Consider the following 21,423-nt stretch of genomic DNA (forward strand, 5'->3'; position numbering starts at 1 on the left):
CGGGAGGCCCACGTAACTTCGGTCTAAACTGGCCCTTCGCAGATGAGCATGGTTAGGGCTCTCTGACGCCGGGGCAGGAGCGTGGCCTGATGCCGCTTCGGCGTGGTGCCGGAGGAGAGAGGTCAGGGCCTCTTTGAATTGGTAGCGACCAAGCTTCCAAGTTCAAAAGAGACCCTGATATGCCCAATGCTACTTGCTGTTCGGGCGGTCGCTGGTGCGAGCGGGCAGACGCGCTTCTTGATGTCGAAGGCATCCACGTCTGCTCTGTCACGGCGACCGGGACCGGCCTGGTTCTGCGTGTCGAGACAGCCGAAACCGTCAGTGGCTGCCCGGACTGCGGCGTCGTCGCGGTCGGGCACGGTCGCCGTCAGGTCCGGCTTCATGACATCCCGTGTTTCGGCCGGCCGGTGCGGCTGCTGTGGGCCAAGCGGGTCTGGCGATGTCCGGATCCGGACTGCTCAAGAACGACGTTCACCGAAGAGCACGAATTGGCGTGGCCCCGGGCGAAACTCACCGCCCGGGCGGTAGCCTGGGCGACGGAAGCTCTGCAGCGTTTTGACACCTCGGTTTCCGCCTTGGCGCACCAGCTCGGAGTGTCCTGGCACACGGCCTGGGACGCCATCAAGGCAGAGGCCACCCGGCGGATCGCAGCGACCGGCAGGCTGACAGGGGTGGATGCGCTCGGCGTCGATGAGCATGTCTGGTCCCACACCGGCCCGCCTGGATCCGGCATGGTCACCGGGATCGTGGACCACACCCGCGACGCCCAGGGCGTGGTGCATGCCCGGTTGCTGGACCTCGTTCCGGGGCGGTCCGGAAAGGCCTACGCCGACTGGCTCAAAAGCCGCGGTCCGGGGTTCACCACCGGGATCAAAACGGCAGCGCTGGACCCGTTCCGCGGCTACGCGAACGCGATCCGGGACGAACTGCCCGAAGCCATCACCGTGTTGGATGCGTTCCATGTAGTGAAGCTGGGCTCAGCCATGGTCGACGAGGTCCGCCGCCGGGTCCAGCAGGACACCCTGGGCCACCGCGGCCGCAAGGGCGATTGCCTCTACGGGATCCGCAGGACCCTGCAGATCGGCGCCGAAAACCTCACCGACAAACAAGCCGCCCGACTCGATGCGAAACTCACCGACGGGGATCCCGGCGACGAAGTCACCCTCGCCTGGCAGTGCTACCAGAAGCTCCGCAACATCTACCACGCCAGACCGGAACGGGGCAGGGAACTCGTGAACCAAGTGATCGCATCATTTCCGTCCTGCCCGATCCCCGAAGTCGCCCGCCTCGGCCGGACACTCAAACAATGGAAGACAGCAATCTTGGCCTACTTCGCCACCAACGGCGCCTCCAACGGACCCACCGAAGCGATCAATGGCGTCATAGAAACCACCCGCAGAATCGCCCGAGGCTTCCGCAACTTCACCAACTACAGACTCAGATGCCTACTCGCCGCCGGCGGCCACCGACCCTACCGGAACCAGCAGACCAACCATGCCTAAATGCGAAGGGCCTCTAAACTCGGTACTTATCTTTCCGTTTTTGGAATGCTTCCCTACCACCGTCCAGTATTTCGCATGCATGTTCACGGATGCCGCAGCTTTCGAGCTTATGCGGCCGTTCGGACAAGGTCATGGTGTGTTCTAGGGAACCCGTAAGGTAGTCGAAGGTCCTGTCGCCAGCGTTCCTGCTGTCTGTTCCGTGCCGATTGGCGACGATGACCTGCTCGCTGTCAGCGCCCACCACAAGGTTGGCGTTGTGCGTCACCATAATCACTTGACGTTCAGTCTTACGTTTCTTCAGGTAGGGCACGACGTGCTCGTAGATTGATCGACTGTCAAGATCATCCTCCGGCTGGTCGATCAGGAGCGGCCACCGGTCGTCGGACTCACTCAGAATAAGTTGAAGGGCGAACATGGCTTGCTTTCCTGGCGTCATGGAAGAACGTTCAAATCCTCCAATCCTGTCGCCTTCCAATTCCGCGAAGAAATGAAAGTCGGGCACGAGGGTGAAAACCTGCTCGGCTACTGAAGTGACGGACTTTCCCTGCTTAAGTTTTTGATCACCCTGAACTAGTGCGTTCAAGAAATCGGCGGGTTTAGCAAGCACTTGCTCGATCCGGAGGCCCACGTTGCGTTCTACGAATTCAGTGTTTGATCGTTGGTCGAAGTCTTGAGCTAGAGCGGATAATTTGCCCGGATCGAGTTCGCCTTCGATTCCGAACTTCATACCATCAACCTCTACCAGACCAGCATGAAAGAAGCGAAGGTGATCACTGATGGTTCGTGCACGATCGTCCAGGCTTAAGGACAAGCTTGAGAGGCTCTCATCCCGGGAATCTATCATGCTATTTAAGTCAGATTCGAGCTTTTCAATAAGAGTAAGGGCCTGGTCTTGTTGACCGATCTGCTGCACGAGCTCATCGATTACTGAATTAGCTTCGTTCTTTTCGATGAGCTCAATATTAGCTGCTCTTAACTCGTCCACTGAAGAATCAAGGCATGCTGCTTCTGCTAATAACTGCTTCTGGTGCTCGATGAGCACTTCGGCTATGGCCTTGCTCAAACTCGTTGAAGCTTCCGATGTCATCTTCGCCACCGCCTCATGCAGTGCTGTAGGCAGTACCTCTGGCGAAGGCGAGGCGGTGATCGACACGGTAACTCGGGCATGCAATGTCTCTTGAGCCTCCACACCGTCCGTCACGAGATACGGGCTCAGCGCGGCCAGGTCGGCCGCCCGGCTGGCTTTCTCGCCCTCAAGACGCGCTAGCTGCTCCATAACAGCCTGGTATCTGCTCACCTCGTCATCTAGCAGCAGCGTCTCGGCTCGGTGGCGTTCCAGCTGTGACGTCAGCTCCGCTTTCTGTTTTCGTATGGCGTCTGGATCACCAATCTCATTCACCTTCGCTGCCATTTCGCGAATCTGGGATGATTGAGCAAACCAGTCTTTCAAAGACTTCTGAACGTCTTCGCCGCTGGTTTTTATGTCCACCAGCACCTTGGCGTGAGCTGCCTCGAAATCCGGCCGGGCTCTAAAGAGAATCGGCTCAATCTTTCCGGTGATTTCGGAAGAACGTTCATTAAGATTGAACAGTGAATTCTGAGGGATGTAGATGACCTTGCCAGCTGTGTCGGGAGAATCACCCCAAATGACCTGACAGATGTCTGCTGGCGTGTTCTTCCAGGTTCGGCCGGCAGCAGGCCCTGTCTCTTCTAGTGAAGTGTAAAAGCCGCTGTCCAGTTGTTGTTGCTTTGTGTACTTGGCGTCGACCGCGTGGGCAACGTGGGCGAGTAATGAGGACTTCCCCGAGGAACGGCTCCCGATGACAGAAACCAGATTCTGGTTGAGCGTGATGGTCGCAGGAAAATCAGCCGAGTGAGGGAAATTGACCGCGGTAATGACTTGGTACGGCTGCTTTCGATCAGGCTTCGTTGCCTGGAGTCGAACTCTCTCTGATGCTTCGATGGCAGTTTGCAAGAGTCCTTCGAACGTTGGGTCCGCCTTGATCCATGTGACGTGTTTGTGGGCCGAGCCACGGGCTTCTCGTCCCAGCCAGCTTTCAAGGTCCTCGAAGCTATGTGCGTCACACCCCGCGTACACGGGTCTTGGAGGCAGGTCCTCCTTGCGAGTCGAACCCTCTACTTCATTTTGATAGTAGGCGACATCATTGGGGTTTCCGAAGATGCCAGATGTAAAGAGGTCGAGATTGCCCGCGAGAACTTTTTTGCGTCGGGATCCGGAAAGTTTGCCCTCTGGCCTAATTCCATCGTTGCCCGCTGGCATTACTGGAAAAACAAGCCCTCTCCATGATTCATCTGCCCCGAAGACGTCTTCCAGGGTTTTTCGCACCTCCTCAAGATAGACGCTCGCGGAGTCATACTCTTGTGGACCTAATTCAGAGCAAGTGACCGCAGTCCTGTTTGTCCCGAGATGTGTGGTCTTGAGTTGGGAGATGAACCGTGAGAGCTGTGTTTTCGGCAGAGAAGGATCAAATATGAGGTGAAGGTTGACATTAGCAAGCTTTTTGCTGACCGACTCGACAAGTCGGAGTTCCAGATTCGGAAAGAAAACCTTGTCCGTTTTCCCGTAGATTTCCTGATAGCGCTCCGTGACGCGAAAGTAATTATCGAGGCTGAAGTAATCAGTTAGGCCGATCACTTCAACGTCCGACTCCGCTAATGTCTTGCAGAACCGGTCAAGGATTCCGATTTCGTCCAAACTGCCATCAACGTAACGATCTTCCATGGTACCGCCGGGAGCGTGGACATGGAGATCCCATTTCCGCCATTCGGAACCACGAGCAAAGACTTTCAACTATTTCCCCATTTCGCTATTTTTCTGATCGAACATAAACAACCTAAGCTATGTCCGGGTGTCGGCAAACCGAGGAGCCATCGACTCCATTTGCTCCATGACCAGTTTGATTGCCTCAGACTGTTTGTCCGGGGGATATCCGAACCGAACTAGTAAACGCTTGATTGAGGAGCGCAGCTTTGCCCGCACATCATCCCGGACGGTCCAGTCCGTCCGGACATCCCGCCTCATCACGGAAACGAGCTCCCGAGCGATGTCGGCCAGAACGCCCTCGCCTTGGACCTCGACGGCTGACTCGTTCTGCGCCACGGCGTCGTAGAATGCCAGCTCATCCGAGTTCAGCGGGGGAGTGAAGTGCGCGCCGCGGTTGGCCTCGGCGGCGACTTCGCGAGCCAGTTCCACCAGCTCGGCTATGACCTCAGCCGACGTCAGCTGTTGGTTAGTGTATTTTTTCATCAGCTCGGTGATGCGTTCGGAGAAGGCTCGCTGCCGGATCACATTGTTCCGGGTCGCCGTGACGGTTTCATCAGCAATCAGCTTCCGCAGCGCCTCGATGGCCAGCTGCGGGTTCCGGGCCTTCTGCGTCTTCGCGATGAACTCCGGCGTCAGGTCATCCAGCGACGGCTTCGGCATGCCGGCGGCCTCGTAGATGTCGAGGACTTCCCCGGACGACGTCGCAGAGGCAATCAGCTCGCCCAACAACCGCTGGATATCCTCCGGCACCGGCTCTCCGGACGCCTGCCGGTCGTTGGCATCAAACTTCGCCATCCAGACCCGGATCTCCTCGTACATCTTGACCTCGGGCAGCAGCGGAGCCATCGTCTCGGCACCGGAGCACAGTGCCCAGGCCCGGGAGAGCCGCCCGGACAGCCGGCGGTAAGCACCGGCCAGTGATTCCCCGTCCTCGGAGGAGCTGGACGGCGTCGAAGGTTCCCGCAGGTAGTTCACCGCCCCGGTCACCGCGTTGAGGAACGCCTTCGGCCCGCCCTTCATCAGGACAGCCCGCCAGTCATAACCGGCAAGCAACGCCGAAATTTTGGAAACGAGGTCCGACGTCACCGAAATCGCATCATCGATGTTCTTGCCCACCGGCTTTTTCTGCTGGTCGGCATCCGTGTACTCCGCCAGCGCCTTCGCCAGGTTCTCAGCCAGCGGCGCATACGCCACCAGAAGTCCGTCCTCCTTGCCGCGGAACGTCCGGTTCACCCGTGCCAGGGTCTGCATCAGCAGCGCACCACGGAGCGGTCGGTCCAAGTACAGGGTGTGCAGGGGAGGGGAGTCATAGCCGGTGAGCATCATGTCCTTGACGATCACGAGTTCCAGCTCGTCATCCACGTCCTTGAGCCGCTCCTTCACCACCGCATTCGCAGAGTCGCGGCGTACGTGGTCGGACACCGGCGGCACATCGGACGGGGTCCCCGAGTACACCACCTTGATCTTTCCCTTGGACAGGTCATCCGAATGCCAGTCCGGACGCAGCGCCACAATGGCCGAGTACAGGTTCGCGCAGATCTCCCGCGTTCCGCCCACAATCATCGCCTTGCCAGGCGACTCGATGAACTTCTTCATACGCGCGCTTCGGTTCTCCCAATGCGCCACCAGGTCTGCGGCCAGCGCTGCAATGCGCTGAGGGGCACCATAAACAGCATTGACGACGGCGACGCTCGCCTCGATCCGCGCCCGCTCCGTATCGTCCAGCCCGGTGGTCAGCTCGTCGGCGGCTTGGTCCAGGTCCTCCTCGGTCACGCCCGAGGCCAGTTCCACTTTGATGAGTCGCGGCTCAAAGTACACGGGCACAGTAGCCCCGTCCTCCACAGCACGGGACAGATCGTAGATGTCGATGTAGTCCCCGAACACGTCACGAGTGTTGCGGTCATCGAAGGAGATCGGGGTTCCGGTGAACGCAATCAGCGTGGCGTGCGGCAGGGCATCGCGCAGGTGCCGGGCATAACCGTCCAGGTCGTCGTAGTGGCTGCGGTGCGCCTCATCCACCACCACGATAATGTTCCGCCGGTCCGACAGCAGCGGATGGTCGGCCCCGGCGTCCTTCTCGGCCTTGCTGCGCCCGAACTTCTGCAGCGTGGTGAAGTAGATGCCGCCGGTGGTCCGGTTGGACAGCTCGTCCCGCAGTTCATTACGACGGCGGATCTGCTTGGGTGCCTCGGCCAGCAGCAGGCTCCGGGCGAACCCTTCGTACAACTGTCCGTCGAGCTCGTTCCGGTCTGTGATGACGACGACCGTCGGGTTCTTCAGCCGTTGATGCCGGGCCACCAGGTTGGTGTACAGCTCCATTTCCATGGACTTGCCGGAACCTTGCGTGTGCCAAACGACGCCCGCCTTACCGTTGCTCTCCACGGCCTGGACGGTGCTACCCACGGCCTTGGTCACGGCGAAGTACTGGTGCGGCTTGGCGATCCTTTTCGTCAAACCCTCGGAGCCGCCGTCGAACGCGGTGAAACTCTGCAGCAGCTGCAGGAAACGGGTCTGGTTGTACAGCCCGTTCAGGGCTGTTTCCATCGGCGTGACCGCCTCGCCTTCCTCCATGTATCCGGGCGCGACGGGGACGCCGTCGTCGTCGACGTTCCATGGTGAGAAGTGGTTGAGGGGCGTGAACGGCGTGCCGTACTTCGCCTCGAGCCCGTCCGAAGCGAGCGTGAAGACGCAGAAGCGGAAAGCGAGCGGGAATTCCCGGAGATAGGTCTGGAGCTGGGCGTGGGCTGCTGCGACGTCGGCGTGGTAGCTGCCGGCCTTCTTGAGTTCGACGATGCTGACGGGCATGCCGTTGCAGTAGAGCACCACGTCGAAGCGGCGCTTGTAGTCGCCCTGGATGAGCGTGACTTGGTTGACGGCGAGCCAGTCGTTCTGGTCGGGGTCGGGACTGAGCAGGCGGATGGTGGGGTTGGCTTCGAGCCCGTCGCTGTCGATGTAGCCGAGCCGGTAGCCGTCCACGAAGTAGCCGTGGATCCGGTGGTTTTCGGCCATGGAGTCGTTGGACTTCGGCGCCGCAATTTCTGCGGCGGCCTGCTGCAGGTACTGCAGCGGGACTGCGGGGTTGAATTTTTGCAGGGCCGCGAGGAGACGAGGCCGGATGAGCAGTTCATCCCAGGTGTCGCGTTCGCCGGTGCCGGGAGCGATCTCCTGGCCGGCCAGCGGTTTCCAGTCCAGTTCGCCGAGCCGCTCCTTGGCCACGCCTTCCCAGTCGGCCTCGGAGAAGCCGATCGCCGGAATTTTGACGGGTGTTGTGCTCACGGTTGTTCCCCCAAAGTCATTTACTGCACAGCCTATCCATCGTCCGACAATTCGGCCTCGAGTTCGCTGATGCTGGGCAGTGTCGTGGCGAATTCCTCGGGCAATGATTTGACCACTTTGGATTCCCATTCAGCCACGCCGATGGGTTTTGAGAATCCGCGCAGCGAGTATTCGGCCACCACGTTGTTCTTGGTCTTGCAGAGCAGCAGCCCGATGGTGGGTTTGTCGTCCGGGTGGGCCATGAGGTCGTCCACCGCGGACATGTACATATTGATCTGGCCAATGTACTCGGGCTTGAAGGCGGTGGCTTTCAGTTCGACCACCACAAAGCAGCGCAGCCTGAAGTTGTAAAACAGCAGATCGGCGAAGAATTCGTCGTCGCCGATGGTCAGCCGGACCTGCCGCCCTACGAAGGCAAACCCCTGGCCGAGTTCAAGGAGGAATTTCTCGACGTGGCGGACAAGCTGGTCCTCAAGCCCGCGCTCGTTCCGTTTGTCCGTCATGGCCAGAAAGTCGAAGACATAAGGATCCTTGAACGCCTGCTCGGCGAGGACGGAGTCCGACGGCGGGAGCGTCGCCTTGAAGTTGTTGACCGCCTTGCCGGAGCGTTTACGCAAGTCGGTCTCGATCTGGTGCGATAGGACGCTATGGGACCAGCCTTCGGCGATGGCGCCGGACATATACCAGAGCCGTTCCTCGGGTGCGTTGAGCTTCTCCAGCAGCAGGACATAGTGACTCCACGGCAATGTTGCAGAGGCTGTCTGCAACATTGCGAAGTCGTGTAGCGCAGGTTTCGCGGGGAGAAGCCACGCGCTTCGGGAAACCAGTCCTTGAGGTCGACAGACAACCGGATCACCACCTTGGAGCCCCAGCCCTCCTGGGATTCGCGGGCCAGGAGGGACTGCCCAATGCGCCAGTCCGAGTGAACGAGTTCCTGGTTCGCTGCCGAGACGGCCTTGGCCCGGCCACTGCCAATCTGGTCCATCACGGGCGCCAGCAACTCCGGATACCACGCCGGCATGCCGGACTCGCTGGCGTTGATTCAAAAGATGCTGGCTCCAACATGCTGGGGGTCCCTTCTGAGCGGCTATGTCACCAAGAATGTATCGGCGGGCACCGACGAGGATCCTCAGACGGCCGCGGCGACCAATGCCTCCGCCTCCTTCACCCGAAGCTTTCCGGACATGAGCTGGGGGAGTAGGGCGTCTCGGGTGGCCATCAAGCGTGCCGATTCTTCGCCGAGCGACTGCATCTGCGAGAAGAGGCCGTCTGCAAGCCGGTTAAACTCTTGGAGACGCCACAGCCCTGGCATTCGCACTTCCTTCGTGGCGCAGAAATCCGCGAATGCCAGATTCTTGATGCCTGTGGACCCGTTCTCAAACTGGAAGAACTCACCTCGGGTCCAACTCTCTCGCAAGAGTGCGTACACGAAAAACGCGTTCCGGTGATTACTCAGTCGAACGATCCTACAGAAGTTGGAGCTGCTGAGCGGCAGTGGCAACCGCTTGAGCATTGCGTTGGTAATCAAGACGACTCGTCCCGTCGACTGGGTGGGGCTTCCACCGGACATCTCCACCACAAGGTCCATATGCGCGAGTTTCCGGCGCCGTAGGCTGTTTGGTTTGATGAACCGTCGTGGCATACTGCCCAAGCCGGATCCCTGAAGATCCGCGATATCGGCACCGCGGATGCACAGCACTTCTTCCGTGCTCGGAGCAGCGGATTCCGAGGTGCCCCAGTCTCCTCCAATTACGTCTCCGACTAATTCGGTCAGCTTGACCTGCTCCAAGGAATCATTCGCTGGCAGCGCCGACCATCGGGCCATGAAGTAATTGTCGATAGTCTGGGTGAGCTTGCTGTTGGCGGCGATCTTGTCGTCGAGCGCCCCCAGCACCTCGGCAATGGCGTGCTGTTCGTGCATACCCGGGACCGGGATCGTGGCATTGCTCAGATCGCGTACTGGAAGCTGAGGCTGAGCGCTGCCCGATGTCAGGGATTCGATTTGCTGTGCCATCGAGTCAGACCGCAAGAAGTAGTAGAGGTACCTCGGATCGAGGCGTGCCGGGTCGGGCCGTAGGATAAGCATTCCGGAGTTGACGCGCATATTTTCGAACGGCACCGCCTCGTCGAAATAGGCTACATTCCCCACAGTTCCCCGGGTAGTTAGAACTACGTCACCGCGAAGAAGTTTTCCGGCGCGAAGGGAGGCGTCCTTGTCCGCGGAGACAAACGTAGTTTCTTCGAACAGGAATCCAGACTTGGTGACGTTGCGCGCACTGAGAAATAGACAGTATCCGTCAGCAGCAAAATCAGTTCCGTTGGGATAATTCTTACCTCGATCTCCGTCGATCATTTGGAGCGGCGCATTGCCGAATGAGTGTACGGGCCATTCGTTCATGACACTCGTCCCAGCTGCTCACGCACAACAGCGGCCAGCCGCTCGGACTCGTCGAACTGCTCGAACAGCTCCTTTGAAAGCCGCGCGATCTTCTCCTCGATCGGCTCGCCGTCATCCTCCACGTCCGCGGCCCCAACGTACCGTCCCGGCGTCAGGGCGTAGTCTGCTGCCTTGACCTCCGCGAGGGTGGCCGAATAGCAGAAGCCAGGCTCGTCGTCGTACGTCAGTCCTTCCTCAGCTGCGGAGGCAGTGCCCCGCCAGGCGTGGTAAGTCCCCGCGATCTTGGCGATGTCCTCATCGGACAGGGCGCGCTCGGCGCGGTCCACCATGTAGCCCAGGTTCCGGGCGTCGATGAAGAGCACCTGGCCGGTGCGGTCGACGGACCCCTTCGAGCCGGCGGACTTGTCCTTGGCGAAGAACCAGGTGCACACAGGGATGCCGGTGCTGCGGAACAGCTGCGTGGGCAGCGCCACCATGCAGGAAACGAGGTCCGCCTCCACGAGCTGGGCGCGGATCTCGCCTTCTCCGCCGGAGTTGGAGGACATGGAGCCGTTGGCCATGACCACGCCGGCGCTGCCGCCGGGCGCAAGCTTGGAGATGATGTGCTGGATCCAGGCGTAGTTGGCGTTACCGGCCGGGGGCACGCCGTACTTCCAGCGGGGGTCGGATTCGGAGCGGGCCCAGTCCTTGATGTTGAAGGGCGGGTTGGCCATGATGAAGTCCGCGCCGTTGTTCCCGGTGAGCTCGGGGTGCTGGTCGCGGGCGAAGGTGTCGCCCCAGCGGGAGGCGAGGTTGGCGTTGAGGCCGTGGATGGCGAGGTTCATCTTGGCCATCCGCCAGGTGCGCTCGTTGAGCTCCTGGCCGTAGACGGAGATGTCGGAGCCCTCCATGTTGTGGGCCGCCAGGAACTTCTCGGCCTGGACGAACATGCCGCCGGATCCGCAGCAGGGGTCGTAGACGCGGCCACGGTGCGGTTCCAGGACCTCGACCAGGACACGGACCACGCCGGCGGGGGTGTAGAACTCGCCGCCGCGCTTGCCCTCGGCCTTGGCGAACTTCTCCAGGAAGTATTCATAGACCTCGCCGAGCAGGTCACGGGCCTTGCTGGCGCCCTGGCCGGTGAAGCGGGCGGAGTTGAACAGGTCCAGCAGCTCGCCGAGGCGCCGCTGGTCCACGTTGTCGCGGTTGTAGATGCGGGGAAGCGTGGCGGCCAGGCTCTTGTTGTCCTGCATGATGAGGTCCATCGCCTCATCAATCAGCAGCCCGATCGATTTGGGCTCGGCACCGTCAACGGCATCCAGCCCCTTGGCGTTCTCGGCCAAGTAGGCCCAGCGTGCCCGTTCGGAGACCCAGAAGACGCCGCGGCCGGTGTACTCGTCCACGTCATCAATCAGCTGGGCGATCTGGTCCTCGTTGAGGCCGTCGGCTTCCAGCTCGGTGACAATCTGCGAGCGCCGCTCCTCGAAGGCGTCCGAGACATACTTCAGGAACACCAGCCCCAGAATCACGTCCTTGTACTGCGACGCATCCATGGATCCGCGCAATTTGTCCGCGGCTTTCCAGAGCGTGTCCTTGAGTTCCTTCATAGTGGACGGGGCGAGGTCCACCTTCAATTTCGGGGGCATTATCTGGTTCCTTCTGCTGGTGCTGCGGCGTGGTTGGAAATTGGGTCTGTCAGGGTAAGGCTTCCGCCCGCTACGCCGTCCGTAATCAGGGTAGCGAGTTCTTCCAGTCGTTCGAGCCGAAGCCGGGTTTCCTGCTGCTCGTGTTGCAATCCGGCGAGGGCGTTCTGCAGTGGCTGGCGCTGCGCATCCGGGGTGCGACGCAGGCGCCATCTACGCCAGTCCTTGTCTGCCGGGGCCAGTCTGTTGATATCGGCAGCGGCGACGTCGGGCACCAAACCGCCGGGGTCGCCGTCGTCGATCCTCAACACCCTGGCAGGGAAGACGACGACGGCGCCGCCTTCGACGTCGACCCTTGCGGCCGGCCGCGGGCTGGTGCAGAACACGACGTCGCCGGGCTCGGTGAGACGGCCAGCGGGGTAGGCGGCGGTGAAGTCGAGAAGGCCGATGCGGCGTGGAGGTGCTGCGTGCGGCTCGAGCAGCTCCGCCGGCCCCAACACCTGTGTTCCGTCGTTGGCCGTCAGATGGGCATCGTCGAGCCGGTTGCCTTTGATGTACTTGAGGTTGCCGGCGGCGATCAGTTCCTGGACGGAGGTAGTCTGAGCTTTCGCGCTTGGGGCTCCGGCGATAACCGAGAGGGAGCGGGCTTGCTCGGCATTTGAGGTTTGCAGGAGGCGCACGAGCTCTTCCACCCGAAGGACGGCCTCCGCGACGCTGGGCGCCCGAACCGAACCGCCTGATTGAACCTCCACCAACGATTGTCTGCTGGCCAGTAGCACGCGGGTCTGCACCAGCCGGGCGAAGCGGAAGGAGTGGGCGCGAACCGTGGCTCGGTTTCCCATAGATGCGACGATGTCGCTGACCAGGTCTTGCCTGGCGTCTTCGCTGAGGTCCCGGGTGCCGAGGTTCGCCACCATCGTCCAGCGATCGGCGATGGGTACCTCAGCGAACGACGGTCCCAGAACCCAGAGTGCCTGCGCTTCGCGGGGCTTGGAAACCAGCAGGCCCTGGGGCAGCCTCACGATGGCGCGCACCCGGCCCGTTCTCAGAAGCCCGGAACGAATCCCCGCAGCGCCGGCGGCCAGCGGTGCATCGCAGAGAACCCGTGCCGGAGCGATGATGACAGCGCGCTGCTGGTCGTCCATCTGCAGGACAAGGTGTTCCGCGGCTGCGAGGATCTGCAGGGCATCCATACCTGGCGCGCCAACGGAGGGGTACTGCGCCACATGAACCACAGGTCCCTCGACGGCGAACTCGCCGCTGGGGTCCACACGGATGTGTCCGCCATCCACGCCATGCACGCGCAGGCGGCGACGCATCAGGCGGCCGGCGCCGCCGTCGTCGTCCGATACCAGGAAGGCGAGGCGGGCACTCTCGCCGGAAGCGCGCACGACGCCCATCAGGAGGTCGCTGCCGCCACGCGTGGAATCGGCAACCGTTGTGTCGCCATCGAGCGTCGCGGCCAGTTCGACGGCAGCCGACGAAACCAGCGCCACAGCGGATTCCGTGAGGGCGGTATCCGCATGCTCTCGGAGCCCCAGCCGGAACCGGGCGGCCAGCAGCTGCTCGAAAGCGGCGGGCGCGTTGTACGCACTGTCCACCAGCCGGTCCGCGAACGTTGCCGTCGAAGCAAGCGATGTGCCCAGGTTCTCCAGCTCTGAATACAGGAACAAGTCATCCGGATCGCACTCGTCTGCCACGTCCAACAGTTCATCCGGGCCCATCCGCCCCAGTGCCTTGCCGGTCAGTGCCTTCAGCGTCAGCAGGGCTGTGAGACCGTTCAGTGTGTCTCGCTGGACGCCGCCGCTTGCGGCGCCGGGCATCCGCGCGAAGGCGGCGACGTCGTTGAGGGCCTCAGTGTTGTTGCCGCGCCCGGTCGCATCGAGCCAGGCAGCGACCTGGTCGGCGTCGAACAGCTCTCGGCCGCCTGCGATCGCTGCGCGCTCGGGAAACGGGTGGGCTGAGCCAGCGCTGCGTTTGCGCCACATGGACACGACGGGGCGCTGGACCTTAGCCAGGGCTGCGACGTCCGAAAGCGTCATGTGCAGGGCTGTTGCTTCGTTCATTTGCGCCTCCTTACGACGTCGACCCCAAGCGTAACCGCAGCGGCAGACATTGCCGGTGAGGGACTGATAACGGGGGTTATCAGTTTGTTTGGTCTTGTGCGGCGTTTCTCCGCCGTAGCTTCGTTCTGCAGCTACGAAGGAATCCTCCGGGGCTGCGGCGGCGGGGAACCACGCATTGGGGGATCGGTATCCCGCCGCCCGTCCTACCGCAATTGAGAACTGGGGAGAAACCATGAACACCGAAAGCAGCACGCCGGGAACGCCCGTCACCGAGGACGTCGCAGATCCGGCGGAGACGCCCGCGGTCGAGTTAGCCGGACCGGGCGCGGTGCCCCGCCGTCCGAGCCGCAAGAAGCGGGTTCTCGGCGTACTGGTGGCCGTTGCCCTGCTGGCCGGCGGAACCGCTCTCGGAAGTACCTTTCCTGACCCCAAAGCCAGTGACGCCTACCGATCCCTCGCGGACGCCAGGGCCGGAGCAGAGTCCGAACGCGACTCGATCCGGTCCGGCTATGACTCGATCAAATCCGACTACGAAACCCTTCAGGCAGGCATGGCTGATAAGGAAACGAAAGTTCAGGCGCGGGAAACCGAGGTCGGCCAAGCTGAAGCCGCGGTGAAGTCCGCAGAAGCCGCCGTCAAGAAGCGCGAAGAGGCCGTGACGGCAGCGGAGAAAACAAAAGCGGCCAACACCGTGTCCGACGGCACGTGGACCGTAGCCAAGGACATCACCGCCGGAACGTACCGGGCCACAGCCGACGTCGGATCCAGCTGCTATTGGGGCATCTACGAGACCGGCAGCAACGGCGGCAACATCATCGAAAACGACCTCCCGGGCGGCGGCCGGCCCTCCGTTGCACTGTCCGCCGGACAGGACTTCAAGTCATCGCGCTGCGGCACCTGGCAGAAGCAGTAACAGCTGCCCCATCGCGTTCCATCTCACTACTAGTCACCACACACGAAAGGCATTTCCATGACCCACCAGAGTTTCGAACCCCTTCCTCCGGCTCCGGCCATGCCCGCTGCGTCCAAGCGCCCCTTCTACAAGAAGAAGCTCTTTGTAATTCCCACCACTGTCGTGCTCCTCGGCATCGCTCTTGGCTCTTGCGGTGGTGGTGGCAAGTCCGGTTCTGTTGACAGCTCGCCGTCGAGCCCGGCTGCTTCCACTGCGGCGGCGCCTGCAGCCGCCGCCCAGGCGCCGGCTGCGGAGGCACCGGCAACTCAGGCGCCTGCGCCTGCTCCGGCGGCGCCTAAGGCACCTGCTGCGCCGACCGTAGGCAAGCCCTTCTCCGTTGACATGAGGAACGGCGACGTCGCAAAGATCACCATCGTCTCCGCCGTCCGGACCCAGTCCGTGAGCACAACGGCCTTTGCGACGCCACCCAAGAACGGCTCGTACCTGCTGCTGGATGTCCTCTGGGAAACATCGGCAGGGGAGACCAGCTCCAATCCCTTCTACTTCACGGCCAAGGACAAGGCGGGACGCAAAGCCGACCAGAACCTGTTCGCGGACAACCAGCTCGGCTCCGGGAGTGTGATGCCCGGCGACAAGTCCCGCGGCTTACTCGCGTTTGACGTGGCGCCCGGTGCGGTGACGGTCATGATCTCCAATCCGCTCATGCAGGAGGCTGCGCGGATCCAGATTCCGGGGTAGGGGAGTAGGGAGTCGTGTCCAGTGCGCCCGGCTCTCCTGGCAACCCTTACAGTTCAACTGTTCACTTTCGCAATGTCTATTGGGGGAATCCTTGACTATCAGTAATGAGCATGCGTCGGTTTATGGGCAGGTGCCCGCAGCAGGCCCCGGAACCATGGTGGCCGCCGGCGCCGGAACCGTGCCCGGGGTCCAGATTTACCAGTTCCGCGGTGGGGCCGCTTCCTGGTTCGGCACCCAGATCCTTGGCGTCCTGATTACGATCTGCACCATTGGGATCTGCTACCCGTTCGCCGTCGTCCTGGTCGAACGGTGGCGGGCCAAGAATACGTACCTCCAGGGCCGGCAGCTTCAGTTCATCGGCACCGGGTGGGGCATCTTTGGGCTGTGGATCAAATGGCTGCTCCTGAGCATCATCACGCTGGGTATCTATACATTCTGGGTCTACCCGCGACTGATGCAGTGGAAAGTCGAAAAGACCGTCTTCGCGTAGTGGGGAAAGCCCTGCGCCCTACCGGGTGCAGGGATTTTCCGCAGGCCGCGGACTGCCAGCGCCCCGCCACGCATCACCACCTGAACACCACACCCATAGACAAGGCCACCACGCATGGACCAGCAAGCAATCTTTATCGATGCCGGATTTCTCCTCGCCGTCGGAGGCATGCAGATCGCAGGCACCTCCCTACGCTCAGCGTCCATTGTCAACTTTGAACTCCTCATCGAGGGAATCCTCAAGTGCACCGAGGATTTCAGCGGCCTCCCCACCCTCCGCACCTACTGGTATGACGCGTCCCGTGACGCCCTTTTCACTGACCAGCACAAACGCATCGGCATGATCTCGGGGGTGAAGGTCCGTTTGGGCCGGATGTCAGTTGACGGTGTGCAGAAGGGCGTGGACCTGAAGCTGGGGCTGGACCTTGTCGGCGTCGCCAGGAACAAGGCCGCCAGTACCGTATTCCTCCTCTCCGGTGATGATGATCTGGCCGAAGCTGTCGAAGCCGCGCAGGACTTTGGCGTGAAGGTGGTCCTGGTGGGCCTGGAGAACACCAGCCACCGCCTCGGGGTGACCTCGGTCGCGGAGCACTTGGCGTTGCGGGTGGACAGCATCATCACGTTGCCGGTGGAGTTGGTGGAGAAGTGCTTCACGAAGCAGGTGAAGGCGGCTCCGTTGGCGCCGGTGACTTCGTCTGTCCCGGTCGTAGCGCCCGCACCGGTTCTGCAGCCAGCGGCGCCTGCCGCGTCGATCGCGCCCACCGTCTTGGCTGAGAACGGCGGTGCCGTCCGCCCGAAGCCTTCCCTTACGCCCCGCCCAGGCCTCCTTCCTGCGCCCGTGTACCGGGCCCAGCGTCCCGAAACCGCTGACCTGGTTTACAGCTCCGTTACGGGTAGCGCTGGCGCCCTGCACGAGGAGTCCGCCATGGGCGCCGCGTGCGAGGTGGGACACGCCGTCGCTGAGTCTTGGTACAACAACACCACCCAGGGCCTCCTGCGTGAACTGGTCGTGGAACGGCCCTTCCTGCCGCAGGAAATCGACCGGGTCCTCCTGAAGGACTGCGCCCAACGGATCGGAGAGCAGAAGACCGACTATCAGGGCATCCGCCGGGAACTGCGCCGCGCCTTCTGGGAACGCCTCGACCAGCTCAACTAGAGTTCTACGCAGCGTCACACCGTCCGTAAGTTGAGCCCATAGGGGGCCCGCATTGGATCTGCCTGACATCCTGTCCGAAGAGAACGTCGACAAAGCAGCGAAGCTCCTGCACCGCTAATACCTTGTGGAGGACCCGAAGACCGGGTTGCTGAGCACTGGCAGCTCATTTGACGGGTGGGCTGGCGGCGGCGACACCCCCGGCGTGAGGGACAGAATCACGGACAGTGACTTCGTTGCAGTGTCCATGCTGTCCGTTAGCGTCCCCGCCAAAGCCGCAGTCGGCCTCCGCAACCCCGCCGTCGCCGACAAGATCACCAAGCTCCTCGCGGCCATCCCGACCGATACCAAAATAAGCGAGCTCACCCTCGAAAAAGCCAAAACCACACTCGGCGAGACGGCCACGCGAACCAGCTCTGGGACATTCTCCCCGCCGCCGACGCACCCCGCTGGGGCGTCGGCCCCACAACCGCCAGCAAAATCCTGCATCGCAAACGCCCTCACCTGATCCCATCTGGGATGTCGTCATCGGCCAGGTTATCGGCAAACGTACCCCCCGGAACCAGTGGCTGAACTGGCACACCCTCCTCCAGCCCGGCAGCCCATTACCTGACCGGCTCCACCGCATCCATAAGCAATCAGGAGTCTCCCAGGGCCTCTCCGAACTTCGCATCATGGACGCCATCCTCTGGCTGCACGGCCGCGACCTAGGCTACAAGGGCAGCCGTGGCGCAAAAACGACACCGCCGGAAGAATAGACCACGCCCAGCGGGGGCATCGGATAAACAACGTCGCTTACATCTGGCTCCGGATCGTGATGGTCGGCGCTCGAGTGCTGCGGTCATTACGTCCGGGGGAGAGCTGCCCGGCATGAGGGAGCCCAGAGCTAGCCGATCAGTCACTCAACGGCCATAACCCGGTCCCAACGATAAGTGCCCCGAATGTCCAGATTTTTGGGATTCCCGGCGGGTTGCGGTTAAACAGCGAGAATAGCTGATTCCGCCGCACAGATAGGTGTCGCAGGGTTCAACAGTGCAGTTAAACATTGAGAATGCAGTGCGATCTCCCCGGCGTCTTCTGCTCCATAGCCAAACCCCCGGCCGGAGGCCCGAGACCTCGGGAACCGCCAGCTGGACGGCCGCATTGCATTGACCCGCCGCCAGGCTGGCCTGGTAATTGTGCACGTGTGCATGTTGATCGGGACGGCCGACTGCCTAGTCCCGCAACTCAAGAGAAAAAGGTCAAGTACTTCGGAACAGCGCTACCTTCGCGTCGTTGAGGAACCCGCGGAAACAGTGGGGCCCACTACGCGGAATGGTCCACATAGGTCGGAATCTCACACTAACTGAGCAATTTCGCAGTATCTGTAGAGGCCGCAAAAAAGGTCATGTAGATAGATCGAACGCCTGTGTGAGTAGTTAATTCAGGGCAACTTGATCTTGATCCAACTTGCTCCGAATCTCACACGGTGGTTCGTAGTTAGTTGCCGGACCGCCAGCCTGTCAGCTGTGAGTTGACGACTCAATTGGCAGAACTGACAACTTTGGCCGGCCTTGTCGTAGAGGGTGGTGTTCTTCACCCCCGTTCGGGTATTTAGTCCCGATACGCCGGTCGTTTTTGTCGTAGTCGAAGCCGGTGCATTTGGTGCCGTTCGGGAAGGCCGGTGTCGGCGGGCAGGATCCGCCGGGTTCGGCCAGGGCGGTGAGCCGGTCGGAGGTGTCGTAGCGGTAGTTCACGGTGCCGCTCGGGTCGGTGAAGCTGGTGATGTTGGACGCCGGGTCGTAGGTCAGGGACGTGGTGACGCCGCCGATGGTCTTGGACGTGGGCCGGTTCTGGACGTCATAGTTGTGCGTGATGGTGCCGGAGCCGTCGACGCGGGTCTTGAGGTTGCCGTTGGCGTCGTAGGTGTAGGTCACGCAGGTCGCCGGGACGCAGGTGGCCCCGAAGCGGGTCTGCAGTAGCCGGTCGTTGCCGTCGTAGGCGTAGGTCGCGGTCTGGCCCTTGCCGTCCGTGCTGGTCGCGATCCGCCCGGCGGCGTCGAAGGTGTTGGTAATTACGCCCAGCGGTGCGGGGCGGGTGACGGGGTAGCGGGAGGCGTTGTAGGTGATGGAGGTGGTGTTGCCTATGCCGTCGATCATCTTGCACAGCTGGCCCCGGAGGCCTCCGCACGTGGTGGCCGCCGCGTCGCCCTGGTAACGGTGGGTGCGAATGCCTCCGCCGGCCGCGCCGCCAGGAGTGGTGGTCTGGTACGGGCGCGCCAGCACAGTGTCGTAGCTATAGATGGTGGTCTGGCCTTCACTGTCCGTGGACGAAAGAGGCTGGTCCTGTTCCGGCCCGTTTTGATAGTGCCTCGGCTTCCGCCGGGAGTCTTTAACCTCAAGCCAGCAACCAAGTACCGGGGGCAGAAAATCAGGTAGTGCCAGCCGATATTCGGGTACCTGGCCTTATTCTGGGCTAGTCCGGCCGCGGGTAGGATTCATCTACGGCGCTGAATGTTGCTGGGGGCGTCCGTATCGGGCGTCCGCTGTGATCCGTCGCCGCAGGGGTCTCATTCAGGTGTGCACGCATCTGCTCGTCAGCCTCCTAGGTGCCTTCGTGCAGCGCACCGGCCAACGGATAGGAAATCCATGGCTCACACTGTTAGTGTTCGACGCACGCAGGCGGCTGGCGGATCCTTGCGCCACGCTCCCACGCTGCTCTGGCTCCTGCTTGTCGCGGTTTTAGCTGCCGCCCTCGCAGGCCTCAACGTACTCATCGCCCCGCAAGCGCATGCGGCGGACGTCGTCGTGATTCCGTCGGCAGAGACAACACCCGTTCCGAGCTCTAGTGACGCGGCAGACGACACCGCGATCTGGATACACCCCACGGATCCGTCGCAGAGCGTGGTGATCGGTACGGACAAATTAAGTACCGGAGGCGTGGGGGTCTACGACCTGTCGGGGCGCCAGTTACATTTCTACCTGCACGGCAGTATGAACAACGTCGATCTCCGGTACAACTTTCCGTTGGGCAGTGAGCGCATCGCCCTCGTCGGCGTGACGGAGAGGAATGTGGAGTCGACCGGCGTTCGATTCTACAAGGTGAACGTCGCGGATCGGTCCCTGACAGAGGTGGGGCGCATCAGCACTCCAGGTAGGCCTCGCGGCTTCGGAATGTATCACTCCCCAGTCTCTGGGAAGTATTACGCCTTTGTGCATGACTTCAATACGAATGTGGTAACCCAGTTCGAGCTGGACGGCTCCAATGGATCGGTTCGAGGGACTGCCGTGCGTTCTTTCGACAACGGCGACAGCTCCGAAGGCATTTCGGCAGATGATGAGCTGCAACGTGTCTATGTGTCCGAGGAGAAAGTCGGCTTGTGGCGGTACGGAGCTGAGCCGGGGGACGGTTCAACCCGGACACTCGTGGATCGCACCGTGGCAACCGGTGGACGAATAGTGGAGAACGTCAAGAACTCCGCCATTTATTATGGTCGGCAGGGGACCGGTTATCTGATTGTGTCGAGCCAGGGTGGATCCAACTTCGTCATCTACAACCGCGGTGACAACGCCTTCGTCGGCTCCTTCAAGATCATCGATGGAGGCGGCGTCGACGGTGTGAATGGTCAAGACGGGATTGATGTCACCAATTTCCCACTCGGACCTTCCTATCCCGCTGGACTTTTCACCAGCCAGGACCACAACAACACCAATGCGGGCAACGGTAACAGTGGTAACCAAAATCACAAGCTTGTCTCCTGGCAGCGAATTGCCGATGCCTTCAGCCCTCGGCTGCTTGTGGACACCACTTTTGACCCGCGTCAAATAGGAGCAGAGGGCGGAGGAGGAGACCCCGGACCGGATACCACACCGCCCAATACCTCGATTACAGGTGGTCCATCAGGGACCAGTAGCAGCACTTCGGCTGAGTTCACCTTCACTGCGACGGAGCCTGGGACTTTCGAGTGTGCCTTGGATGGGGGTGCCTTCGAGGGATGCACGTCGCCGAAGAAATACGCTGATCTCGCAGTTGGCTCGCACGTCTTCGCGGTGCGAGCGACCGACGCGGCTGGCAACTCCGACCCAACTCCTGCGGAGCGAACTTGGGTAATCGACACCGCGCCAGTCGTAACCGTATCTGTCGCCATTGATTTCACGGGTGACAGCAAGGCTGATCTGGTGGCCAGCTGTACATCTACCCGGGCACCGGTGCCGGCGGTTTTGGTTCCCGGATCCGGCTCGGCAGTGGCTGGAACGCCATGACGGCCCTTGACGCCTCGGGTGACCTGACGGGTGACGGCAAGGCGGATCTGGTGGCCAGGGATTCCAGCGGGGTGCTGTACATCTACCCGGGCACCGGTAGCGGCGGTTTTGGTTCCCGGATCCGGCTCGGCAGTGGCTGGAACGCCATGACGGCCCTTGACGCCTCGGGTGACCTGACGGGTGACGGCAAGGCGGATCTGGTGGCCAGGGATTGTCTCGGAGAGATATCCGACTCTCCGG

15 protein-coding genes and 2 pseudogenes are annotated in these 21,423 nt (G+C 61.6%); 9 read left to right on the plus strand and 8 right to left on the minus strand.

What is annotated here, in order from left to right:
- The first annotated feature begins 179 nt into the window (after window positions 1–179).
- Entirely contained in the window at window positions 180–1,502 is a 1,323-nt protein-coding gene (locus tag J7I89_RS23055) for an ISL3 family transposase (protein WP_214975395.1), read from the plus strand.
- Between the two features lie 13 nt (window positions 1,503–1,515).
- Here J7I89_RS23055 and J7I89_RS23060 read toward each other — a convergent pair whose 3' ends face one another.
- The 7 genes and pseudogenes from J7I89_RS23060 to J7I89_RS23085 form a co-directional block, all read right to left on the minus strand.
- Entirely contained in the window at window positions 1,516–4,314 is a 2,799-nt protein-coding gene (locus J7I89_RS23060) for a TrlF family AAA-like ATPase (protein ID WP_214975397.1), read from the minus strand.
- Window positions 4,315–4,362: 48 nt separating this feature from the next.
- A complete protein-coding gene (locus J7I89_RS23065) occupies window positions 4,363–7,533 on the minus strand; it encodes a type I restriction endonuclease subunit R (RefSeq protein WP_214975414.1) in 3,171 nt (1,056 codons plus the stop codon).
- 62 nt (window positions 7,534–7,595) lie between these two features.
- Window positions 7,596–8,243 carry a YhcG family protein gene (locus tag J7I89_RS23070; RefSeq protein WP_374102039.1) on the minus strand — a complete coding sequence of 216 codons (648 nt, stop codon included), beginning with the start codon at window positions 8,241–8,243 and terminating at the stop codon, window positions 7,596–7,598.
- Window positions 8,229–8,584 (minus strand): annotated as a pseudogene (locus J7I89_RS26035) (DUF1016 N-terminal domain-containing protein); the annotation flags it as partial. The pseudogene J7I89_RS26035 and the gene J7I89_RS23070, both read right to left, overlap by 15 nt.
- Window positions 8,585–8,692: 108 nt before the next feature.
- Window positions 8,693–9,961 carry a restriction endonuclease subunit S gene (locus tag J7I89_RS23075; RefSeq protein ID WP_214975399.1) on the minus strand — a complete coding sequence of 423 codons (1,269 nt, stop codon included), beginning with the start codon at window positions 9,959–9,961 and terminating at the stop codon, window positions 8,693–8,695.
- Window positions 9,958–11,586 carry a class I SAM-dependent DNA methyltransferase gene (locus J7I89_RS23080; RefSeq protein ID WP_214975401.1) on the minus strand — a complete coding sequence of 543 codons (1,629 nt, stop codon included), beginning with the start codon at window positions 11,584–11,586 and terminating at the stop codon, window positions 9,958–9,960. Before J7I89_RS23080 ends, J7I89_RS23075 begins: the two co-directional genes overlap by 4 nt.
- On the minus strand, window positions 11,586–13,649 hold the full coding sequence (locus tag J7I89_RS23085) for a hypothetical protein (RefSeq protein ID WP_214975403.1): 2,064 nt from the start codon (window positions 13,647–13,649) through the stop codon (window positions 11,586–11,588). Before J7I89_RS23085 ends, J7I89_RS23080 begins: the two co-directional genes overlap by 1 nt.
- 232 nt (window positions 13,650–13,881) lie before the next feature.
- Between J7I89_RS23085 and J7I89_RS23090 the strand changes: the two genes are divergently transcribed.
- The 6 genes and pseudogenes from J7I89_RS23090 (at window position 13,882) to J7I89_RS26040 (ending at window position 17,700) form a co-directional block, all read left to right on the plus strand.
- The gene (locus J7I89_RS23090) at window positions 13,882–14,562 is read left to right on the plus strand and encodes a hypothetical protein (protein ID WP_251045760.1); all 681 of its coding nucleotides are present in this window, start codon (window positions 13,882–13,884) and stop codon (window positions 14,560–14,562) included.
- Between the two features lie 57 nt (window positions 14,563–14,619).
- Window positions 14,620–15,300: a DUF4352 domain-containing protein gene (locus J7I89_RS23095; protein ID WP_214975405.1), complete on the plus strand. Its 681-nt coding sequence runs from the start codon at window positions 14,620–14,622 to the stop codon at window positions 15,298–15,300.
- Window positions 15,301–15,391: 91 nt separating this feature from the next.
- A complete protein-coding gene (locus tag J7I89_RS23100) occupies window positions 15,392–15,790 on the plus strand; it encodes a DUF898 family protein (RefSeq protein WP_251045761.1) in 399 nt (132 codons plus the stop codon).
- 114 nt (window positions 15,791–15,904) lie between these two features.
- Window positions 15,905–16,945, plus strand: coding sequence for an NYN domain-containing protein (locus J7I89_RS23105; RefSeq protein WP_214975406.1), 1,041 nt, complete (start codon window positions 15,905–15,907; stop codon window positions 16,943–16,945).
- A gap of 124 nt (window positions 16,946–17,069) precedes the next feature.
- Complete coding sequence (locus J7I89_RS23110; protein WP_308160015.1) at window positions 17,070–17,450, plus strand: DUF6308 family protein; 381 nt, start codon at window positions 17,070–17,072, stop codon at window positions 17,448–17,450.
- Window positions 17,366–17,700 (plus strand): annotated as a pseudogene (locus tag J7I89_RS26040) (DUF6308 family protein). The gene J7I89_RS23110 and the pseudogene J7I89_RS26040 overlap by 85 nt, the downstream one beginning before the upstream one ends.
- Window positions 17,701–18,444: 744 nt before the next feature.
- Here J7I89_RS26040 and J7I89_RS23115 read toward each other — a convergent pair.
- On the minus strand, window positions 18,445–19,206 hold the full coding sequence (locus tag J7I89_RS23115; RefSeq protein WP_308160016.1) for a hypothetical protein: 762 nt from the start codon (window positions 19,204–19,206) through the stop codon (window positions 18,445–18,447).
- 363 nt (window positions 19,207–19,569) lie between these two features.
- Here J7I89_RS23115 and J7I89_RS23120 point away from each other — a divergent pair, with 363 nt between their 5' ends.
- Both J7I89_RS23120 and J7I89_RS23125 read left to right on the plus strand, forming a co-directional pair.
- Window positions 19,570–21,183: a phytase gene (locus tag J7I89_RS23120; protein WP_214975410.1), complete on the plus strand. Its 1,614-nt coding sequence runs from the start codon at window positions 19,570–19,572 to the stop codon at window positions 21,181–21,183.
- A partial coding sequence (locus J7I89_RS23125) for a VCBS repeat-containing protein (protein ID WP_214975412.1) occupies window positions 21,180–21,423 on the plus strand: 244 nt, incomplete at its 3' end. The genes J7I89_RS23120 and J7I89_RS23125, both read left to right, overlap by 4 nt.

Origin of the sequence: Arthrobacter sp. ISL-5, assembly GCF_018613835.1 — a bacterium.
Lineage (GTDB): Bacteria > Actinomycetota > Actinomycetes > Actinomycetales > Micrococcaceae > Arthrobacter.